Source organism: Methylobacterium sp. WL18, assembly GCF_008040015.1.
Classification (GTDB): Bacteria; Pseudomonadota; Alphaproteobacteria; order Rhizobiales; family Beijerinckiaceae; genus Methylobacterium; species Methylobacterium mesophilicum.
Genome location: NZ_VRVD01000208.1, coordinates 1 through 7588, shown reverse-complemented (window position 1 = coordinate 7588; position 7588 = coordinate 1). Strand labels below are relative to the sequence as shown.

The 7588-nt window shown below is 70.0% G+C and carries 10 protein-coding genes; 7 read left to right on the top strand and 3 right to left on the bottom strand.

Annotated features, from left to right (window positions below; all coding sequences use genetic code 11):
* The coding region (locus tag FV228_RS15620) for a tetratricopeptide repeat protein (RefSeq protein ID WP_147855461.1) at positions 1-1094 on the top strand (1094 nt) is incomplete at its 5' end.
* A gap of 596 nt (positions 1095-1690) precedes the next feature.
* On the top strand, positions 1691-2128 hold the full coding sequence (locus FV228_RS15615; RefSeq protein WP_147855460.1) for a DUF3429 domain-containing protein: 438 nt from the start codon (positions 1691-1693) through the stop codon (positions 2126-2128).
* A 311-nt stretch (positions 2129-2439) separates the two neighbouring features.
* Here the strand turns inward: FV228_RS15615 and FV228_RS15610 are convergent, their stop codons facing one another.
* Positions 2440-2670 (bottom strand): hypothetical protein, encoded by a 231-nt coding sequence (locus FV228_RS15610; protein ID WP_147855459.1) that lies wholly within the window; start codon positions 2668-2670, stop codon positions 2440-2442.
* Positions 2671-2834: 164 nt separating this feature from the next.
* On the opposite strand from FV228_RS15610, the gene FV228_RS15605 reads away from it, so the two are divergent.
* The 3 genes from FV228_RS15605 to FV228_RS15595 all read left to right on the top strand — a co-directional run bounded on the left by FV228_RS15605 (position 2835) and on the right by FV228_RS15595 (position 4513).
* Positions 2835-3563, top strand: a complete 729-nt coding sequence (locus FV228_RS15605) for an autoinducer binding domain-containing protein (RefSeq protein ID WP_147855458.1) — start codon at positions 2835-2837, stop codon at positions 3561-3563.
* A gap of 144 nt (positions 3564-3707) precedes the next feature.
* Positions 3708-4331, top strand: coding sequence for an acyl-homoserine-lactone synthase (locus FV228_RS15600; protein WP_147855457.1), 624 nt, complete (start codon positions 3708-3710; stop codon positions 4329-4331).
* 14 nt (positions 4332-4345) lie between these two features.
* Positions 4346-4513, top strand: a complete 168-nt coding sequence (locus FV228_RS15595; protein ID WP_238259382.1) for a hypothetical protein — start codon at positions 4346-4348, stop codon at positions 4511-4513.
* Positions 4514-4560: 47 nt separating this feature from the next.
* Here the strand turns inward: FV228_RS15595 and FV228_RS15590 are convergent, their stop codons facing one another.
* Complete coding sequence (locus FV228_RS15590; protein WP_058190103.1) at positions 4561-5775, bottom strand: NADP-dependent isocitrate dehydrogenase; 1215 nt, start codon at positions 5773-5775, stop codon at positions 4561-4563.
* Between the two features lie 197 nt (positions 5776-5972).
* Between FV228_RS15590 and FV228_RS15585 the strand changes: the two genes are divergently transcribed.
* On the top strand, positions 5973-6746 hold the full coding sequence (locus FV228_RS15585; protein WP_147855455.1) for an RNA methyltransferase: 774 nt from the start codon (positions 5973-5975) through the stop codon (positions 6744-6746).
* On the opposite strand, the gene FV228_RS15580 is transcribed toward FV228_RS15585, so the two are convergent.
* Positions 6747-6929 (bottom strand): hypothetical protein, encoded by a 183-nt coding sequence (locus FV228_RS15580; protein WP_147855454.1) that lies wholly within the window; start codon positions 6927-6929, stop codon positions 6747-6749.
* 160 nt (positions 6930-7089) lie between these two features.
* Between FV228_RS15580 and ccmA the strand changes: the two genes are divergently transcribed.
* Positions 7090-7588, top strand: a 499-nt coding sequence (gene ccmA, locus FV228_RS15575; RefSeq protein ID WP_147855453.1) for a heme ABC exporter ATP-binding protein CcmA, incomplete at its 3' end; no start/stop codon positions are given.

Sequence of the window (7588 nt, the reverse complement as noted above, 5' to 3'; positions counted from 1 at the left end):
GCATGGCCGAAAGCGAGCCGGCCGCCGCGGGCGAGAGCCGACTCAGCCGGTTGCGGGCGGAGATCAACCGCCGGCGGCGGCCCCTCCTGCTCGGCCTCGCCGCCATCGTGTTGGCTCTGGGCGCGCTCCAGGCGATCAGCATGCGCGCCCCCGACGAGGCGCCGCGGACGGTCCAGACCTCGCAGGTCGCCCCGAACCGGGCCGAGCCCGCCCGGGACGCCCGCCCGGAGACCGCCGCGGAGGCTCCGGCGCAGAAGCCGCCGGTGGCCGATCCGGTGACCACGCAGGCCCTGCCGACGCCGCTTCCCGCCGAGGCGCGGGGAGCCGCCGCCCGGGCTGCGGTACCGCAGGTCTCTGGCATGAACACCCTGCAGGCGGATCTGGGCACGGTTCCGCCGGCCCTCGCCAAGGTGAAGCAGGCGGCGCTGGACGGCGACGGCACGGCGATCTGGGATCTGGCCTCCCGCGAAGCGGACGGCCGCGGCATGCCCCGGGACCTCTCGGTCGCCGCGAAGCTGTTCGAGAAGCTGGCCGCGGCCGGTTACGCCCCGGCCGAGTACAAGCTCGCCGGCCACTACGAGAAGGGGGCCGGCGTGGTCCGGGACCTCGACAAGGCGAAGCTCTGGTACGGCCGGGCCGCCGAGCAGGGCCATGCCCGCTCGATGCACAACCTCGCGGTGCTCTACGCCGAGAACCCCGCCGCCAACGGCAAGCCCGATTTCGCCTCGGCAGCCTCGTGGTTCCGCCAGGGCGCCGAGTTCGGCGTCCGCGACAGCCAGTACAACCTTGCGGTGCTCTACGCCCGCGGCCTCGGCCTGACGCAGGACCTGGTCCAGTCTTACGCATGGTTCTCGGCTGCCGCTGGGCAGGGCGACGACGACGCGGCCAAGAAGCGGGACGACGTGGCGAACAAGCTCAGCCCTACCGATCTGGCCAGCGCCAAGAGCCTCGCGGGGACCTTCAAGCCGCGTAAGCTCGACGCCGCCGTCAACGAGCCCCCCGCCGCGAAGGACGGCATCACCGCGCCGATGTCGCTCCTCGGTGCCCCGACCCCGAGCCCGACCGGCTTCACCGCTCCGGCCCGCAAGTCATAGCGGCCGTGCGAACCTCCTCCCGGCCGATGGCAACCGGCGTCGATGGTCACCTCTCGCTCGATGCGGGAGGCGACGCGCTCCTCGCCTCGTGGCTACGGGCTACATGGGTTGGAAGACTCAGTTTCTGAGGACCGACACCCCATACCTGATAACCCGCGCCGTCATACCGGAGTGCCGCAGGCGAGCCCGGAATCCGGAAACGCTGTCCGTGCAGGAACTTGACACGTCGGTGGTTCTGGATCCTGGGCTCCGCCGTGCTGCCCAGGGATGACGGCGTGTGGCCGCATCGACCCAGCCACCGCTTGAAGGACGCAGGGAGCTTTCCGCTCGTGGCTTCGGGGGGTTGATCCTAACCCAGCGCCCGGCGCGTCGCGCCATGCGGGCAACCACGGCCGCGCGATCCGTGTATCCCCGGCGCGGCCTGGGACGTTTCAGGACCCGGACGCGTGGCCCGAAAGGCGGCGAACGCCTGCTGTGTTTTGCCGCCCTGATCCCAGCTTGACCGCTCTCCCACGATGCGTGAACGCTCGGATCGGGCGATACCCGCCCGTGTAAACACGGCGTGGCGGCCGCCCGTGCGGCGGCTCGGAGGATGGATGGCGCACCGGAACTCTGTCCCGATGAGCGCGCTCGTGCTCGGCGTGGCCGGCCTCATCCCGTTCCTGGGTTTCGCGGCGCTCGCAGTTTCGGGCTCGGACGGCGGGTTAAGCAGCATCGGCCTGTCGCCCCGCACGATCCTGTCGGCGTATGGGGCGGTGATCGCGTCGTTCCTGGGCGGCATCCGCTGGGGCGCGGCAGCGGCCCGCAACTCCGGCAACGGCGATTATGTCGTGGCGATCGTACCGTCCCTGGTGGCCTGGGCCGCGATGGCGGCGCCGGCCCCCTGGGACCTGCGCGTTCTCGGCGTCCTCGTCCTGGCCTGGGGCCTGATCGATCAGGACCTGACCCGACGCGGCCTCGTGCCGCTCTGGCTCGGCCGCCTGCGGCTGGTCCTGTCCGGCGTGGCCGGTGCCGCCTTGCTGGTGGCGTCCTGAGCGTCGGAACGCTCGTCTTGCCGGATCCTCTTCAAAGACGCGGCGGAGATATCTCAGCTGCGCGGCGGCTCGGCCGACACCGGCGGTGCCCGGCAAAAGCGGCTGGCGGTGATCGGGGCATCGTGTAGGCGGCAGGTCGGAAACCTTGGTATCGACCACCTTCGGTCGCATGCATCTCCGGGGCGATGCCCGGCCCCCGGAAACCGGGGCCGATCGAAGCCGGCTTGAAGCGCGCCAACGCGGATCGAAGTCGAGCCTGTGATCCCGAATGGTCGTTGGTGCCCGTCCGATACGCTTTTCGGAGGCGGGCGTTAGCTATCGCTGGCCATCTCGCGGAGCAGCCGCATCACGGCGTCCCGGCGGGCGGGCGATTTGATCGCACGGAACAGCGACGTGACCTCGTCGCACTGCGCCGCGCTCACCCCCGACGGATCGACCGGCATGCAATCGACGCGGAAGAAGTAGGAGGCCGGCACGTCCAGCGTGGCGGCGATGCGCTCCAGGAGTGAGCGCGTCGTCGGAGAAGTCTCATCGTCGATCATGGACCTGAAACTCGCACTCGATCCGCTTCACACATCGGTGCCGGAGGACGCCCCGGCCGCGGGACAGATTTCGCCAACAACCTATCGCCGAAGCGTTCAAGATGCCATCCTCAGGTTGTGGTGGTCTGCGATTTGTCGCGCTACGTGTAAAATCCGGGGCGAGCATGCCGCAAGCGAAGCATTTGGACAGGACTTTCAACCTCTTACGCGACCTCGACCGGGCCGCGACGCCGGACGAGATCGCCCAACTGCTCGTGGGCGCATTCCGCGGATACGGGGTTTCGTACGTGATGGCCGGCATCGTGCCGGAACCCGGGCTACCGCCGCGGCGCCACGGCGGCTTCGTCCTCGCCAGCACGATGCCGGAGGAATGGGCCCGCCGTTACGTGACCCGGGGCTACGCCCTGCACGACCCGACGGTTCGCCGGCTCTGCACCAGCGCCGTCCCGTTCGACTGGAGCGCCGTGCAGGCCGAGACGCCGGTGGCCGGCCGCGTCATGGACGAGGCCACCGAATTCGGCATCCGGGCCGGCCTGACGATCCCGTTCGTCACCCTCGACGGCGAGCCGGGCGGGATCAGCTTTTCCGGCGCAGCGATCGAGATCGAGGCGGCCGACCGCATCGCGGTCAACCTGGTGGCGACCTACGCGGTCGGGCAACTGCTCCTGATGAACAGCCGTCCCACCGCCGGCGAACCGGTGCGCCTGTCGCCCCGGGAGCGCGAGACCCTGCAATGGGCCGCCGAAGGCAAGACCGACGCGGAGATCGGGATGGTGATGGGCATCACCGCCTCGGGCGTCGACTATCATCTGCGCTCGGCGCGCACGAAGCTCGACACGGTCAACAAGGCGCACACCGTCGCCCAGGCCCTGCGGGCCGGCCTCATCACCTGAACGCCGTACCCGCTGGGTCAGCGATCCGGCCCCAAATCCACGGTTGCATCGGCTCTAAGCGATACACGTAACCCTACGGTTTTACGTAGTACACACCCGAGCCCGAACGCGGAACACTCACGCATCGAGACGTGAGGTTGTTCCATGATCCATGTGGTCACCCCCGCCAACGCCTATCGCTACGGCGACGCGATGGAGCAGGCTTGGCGCCTGCGTCACCAGATCTTCGTCGAGGAGAAGGGCTGGACCGACCTCGCCCGTCCGGACGGACGCGAGATCGACCAGTTCGACACGCCGCACGCGGTGCACTTCCTGGCCATGGAGGGCGATGCCGTCATCGGCTACAGCCGCCTCCTGCCGACCACGCGCCCGCACCTCCTCTCCGACGTCTACCCGGAGCTCTGCGAGGGGGCGCGTCCCGCCGGCCCGCACCTCTGGGAATGGACCCGGCAGGGCGTCGCCCGCTCCCACCGCGCCCGGGGCCGGGTGGTCAATCTGGTCTCGATCGCCCTGCTCACCGGCATCGTGGAATGGGGCATGGCGCACGGGCTCACCGGCCTGCTGCTGCAGATGCCGACCCTGTACATGATCCACGTCATCCAACTGCACTTCCGCGCCCAGCCCCTCGGCCTACCGATCCAGATCGGCGGCGAGGAGATCATGGCGGCGACCGCCGCCTTCGACGCCCGCACCTTGGCGCGCCTTCGCACGGTCCACGGCGACAGCCGCTCCGTCCTGGTGTCCGAGCCGGCCTACCTGGCCGCCTGATGAGAACCAACGCCATGAACGATAGCCACCTGGACACCCTCGCGGCGCAGTGCCTCTCGGTGCGCGACCTGATCGATTCGGTCGGCGATCCGCTGATGCGGGCCGCCATCGACCTGCTGCTGATCGAGGTCGGGCGGGCGCTCGCCCAGAGCTGCGGGGGGGACGGACAGGCCGAAGCCTGAACCGGAGGGGGGCGCCCGCCGTTCAGGTTCCGACCGGAACGGAGGTGTCAGACGCCCATCGCGGTCTTCAGGTTCTGATCGACCTTGTCGAGGAAGCCCGTGGTAGAGAGCCACTTCTGGTCGGGTCCGACCAGGAGCGCGAGGTCCTTGGTCATGTGTCCGGCCTCGACGGTATCCACGCAGACCTTCTCCAGCGTCGCCGAGAACTTGGCGAGGTCGTCGTTGCCGTCGAGCTTGGCCCGGTGCGACAGGCCGCGGGTCCAGGCGAAGATCGAGGCGATCGAGTTGGTCGAGGTCTCGCGGCCCTTCTGGTGCTCGCGGAAGTGGCGCGTCACCGTGCCGTGGGCGGCCTCGGCCTCGACGGTCTGGCCGTCCGGGGTCATCAGCACCGAGGTCATCAGGCCGAGCGAACCGAAGCCCTGCGCGGCGGTGTCCGACTGCACGTCGCCGTCGTAGTTCTTGCACGCCCAGACGTAGCCGCCCGACCATTTCAGGCAGGACGCGACCATATCGTCGATCAGCCGGTGCTCGTAGGTGATCCCGAGCGGCTTGAACTTGGCCTCGAACTCCTCCTCGTAGACCTTCTGGAACAGGTCCTTGAACCGGCCGTCATAGGCCTTGAGGATGGTGTTCTTGGTCGACAGGTAGACCGGGTACTTGCGGGCGAGGCCATAGTTCAGCGAGGCGCGGGCGAAGTCGATGATCGACTGGTCGAGGTTGTACATCGACATCGCGACGCCGGCGTCCGGGAACTTGAACACCTCCTTCTCGATGACGGTGCCGTCGTCGCCCTCGAACTTGATGGTCAGGCGCCCCTTGCCGGGCACCTTGAAGTCGGTGGCGCGGTACTGGTCGCCGTAGGCGTGGCGGCCGATCACGAAGGGCTGGGTCCAGCCGGGCACGAGCCGCGGGACGTTCTTGCAGATGATCGGCTCGCGGAAGATCACGCCGCCCAGGATGTTGCGGATCGTGCCGTTGGGCGACCGCCACATCTCCTTGAGGCCGAATTCCTGCACCCGCTGCTCGTCCGGCGTGATGGTGGCGCACTTCACGCCGACGCCGTGGCGCTTGATCGCCTCGGCGGCATCGACCGTGACCTTGTCAGCCGTTGCGTCGCGGTGCTCGACGCCGAGGTCGTAATATTCGAGGTCGACGTCGAGATAGGGATGGATGAGCTTGTTCTTGATCTCGGCCCAGATGATCCGGGTCATCTCGTCGCCGTCGAGTTCAACGACGGGGTTCGCTACCTTGATCTTCGCCATGGACCGATGCCTTCTCGCGTTGTCCCCGCGCACGGCATGCAAGGGCCGTGCGGTCGCCCGCCCAACCGTCGATTGGGTACGTTTCGCCCCGGCGACATAGCGCGGCCCTTCCGGCAGCGGAAGGCGCGGGCTGTCATCCGGGCGGCATCGTCACCCGGCCCTCGACGGGCGGTCGCCCCCTGTGCCAGAGGGCCGGCATGACGACCCAAGACCCGCAGGACCAGGCTCCGACCAAGCTCACCGAGGTGCCGCCCGGAATCGCCCCGGTGGTGATCCTGGTGGAGCCGCAGCTCGCCGAGAACATCGGCATGACCGCCCGGGCCATGGCGAATTTCGGCCTGTCGGAGCTGCGCCTCGTCAACCCCAAGAACGGCTGGCCGAAGAAGGGCGTGCGCGAGGCGGCCTCCGGGGCGACCCACGTGCTCGACCGGGCGACGATCCACGCCAGCGTCGCCGAGGCGATCGGCGATCTCCACTACGTGCTCGCCACCACGGCGCGCGAGCGCGGTCAGATGAAGCGGGTCCTCGCCCCCGAGGACGCCATGGGCGAGGTGGTCGCCCGGCAGGGGCAGCGCGTCGCGGTGATGTTCGGCCGCGAGCGGGTCGGGCTCACCAACGAAGAGGTGTCGCTGGCCGACGCCATCATCACGTTCCCGGTGTCGCCGGACTTCCCGTCGCTGAACCTGGCTCAGGCGGTGCTGCTGGTGGGCTACGCCTGGCGGCAGGCCAGCGGGCGGGCGGTTCTGCCGTTCTCGGGCGAGCTGCTGGCGCCGCCGGCCAGCCGCGAGGCCCTTATGTCCCTGTTCGGCAGCCTGGAGGCGGCCCTCGACGGAGCCCGGTTCTACCCGCCCGAGAAGCGCGACATCATCGCCCGCAACATGCGCGACATGCTCCACCGCATGGGCCTGACCGAGCAGGACGTGCGCACATTCCGGGGCGCGTTGCGGGCGCTGACGCGCAAAGGCAGCTGATCAGGCGTCGCCTTGGATCTCAGGCGGTTTGCCGCCGCCGAAGCAGCGCCCGACCGCCTCCCAGAACGCCGCCTGCTCCTCCGGGGTGCAGAGGGCCACGCGGGCCTCGACCAGGGCCCGGCCGGCCCTCGCATCGGCCGTCGCGGCGACGTCCGCCTCGCTCGGGTGTCCCGCCTCGTCCATGCCAGCCTCCGCAAACGGTGAAAAAAGCCGGCCCGTCCCGGCACGGTTCCGTTATGCGCCGCAATCGGGCATGGAGGCGCCGGGTGTCCGCTCCCGTCCGCGCGGCGGGGCGACGCGGATCGGTCTGGCCGCCTGCCGGCGGGAGAGGGCGGGGTACCGGGTGCTGCTCAGCGTCGACAATCTCGCCTGCCGCCGCTCCGGCCGGCGGATCTTCTCCGGCCTGACCTTCGCCCTCGGGCCCGGCGACGCCCTGGCGGTGACCGGGCGGAACGGCGCGGGCAAGTCGAGCCTGCTCGCCATCCTGACGGGCCGGCTGCGGCCCGATGCCGGGCGCATCGCCTTGGCCGAGGTCGGCGAGGCGAGCCTGCCCGAATGCCTCCATGCGGTCGGCCACCGCGACGGCCTCAAGAGTTCGCTGTCGGCCGGCGAGAACCTGCGCTTCGCGCAGAGCCTCCTCGGCGCACCGCGCCTGTCGCCCCGGGAGGCCCTGGACCGGCTCGGCCTCGGCCACGCCCACGACCTGCCGGTCGGCTACCTGTCGGCCGGCCAGAGGCGGCGCGTGGCCCTGGCGCGGCTGCTGGTCTGCGCGCGCCCGCTCTGGCTCCTGGACGAGCCAACCGCGGCCCTCGATACCGGCTCGCAGGCGCTGCTCGCCGGCC

Bases quoted from the DNA above. Each gene is read 5' to 3' on its own strand.
- FV228_RS15615 (WP_147855460.1), top strand. From the start codon at position 1,691: ATGGCGCACCGGAACTCTGTCCCGATGAGCGCGCTCGTGCTCGGCGTG.
- FV228_RS15610 (WP_147855459.1), bottom strand. From the start codon at position 2,670: ATGATCGACGATGAGACTTCTCCGACGACGCGCTCACTCCTGGAGCGC.
- FV228_RS15605 (WP_147855458.1), top strand. From the start codon at position 2,835: ATGCCGCAAGCGAAGCATTTGGACAGGACTTTCAACCTCTTACGCGAC.
- FV228_RS15600 (WP_147855457.1), top strand. From the start codon at position 3,708: ATGATCCATGTGGTCACCCCCGCCAACGCCTATCGCTACGGCGACGCG.
- FV228_RS15595 (WP_238259382.1), top strand. From the start codon at position 4,346: ATGAACGATAGCCACCTGGACACCCTCGCGGCGCAGTGCCTCTCGGTG.
- FV228_RS15590 (WP_058190103.1), bottom strand. From the start codon at position 5,775: ATGGCGAAGATCAAGGTAGCGAACCCCGTCGTTGAACTCGACGGCGAC.
- FV228_RS15585 (WP_147855455.1), top strand. From the start codon at position 5,973: ATGACGACCCAAGACCCGCAGGACCAGGCTCCGACCAAGCTCACCGAG.
- FV228_RS15580 (WP_147855454.1), bottom strand. From the start codon at position 6,929: ATGGACGAGGCGGGACACCCGAGCGAGGCGGACGTCGCCGCGACGGCC.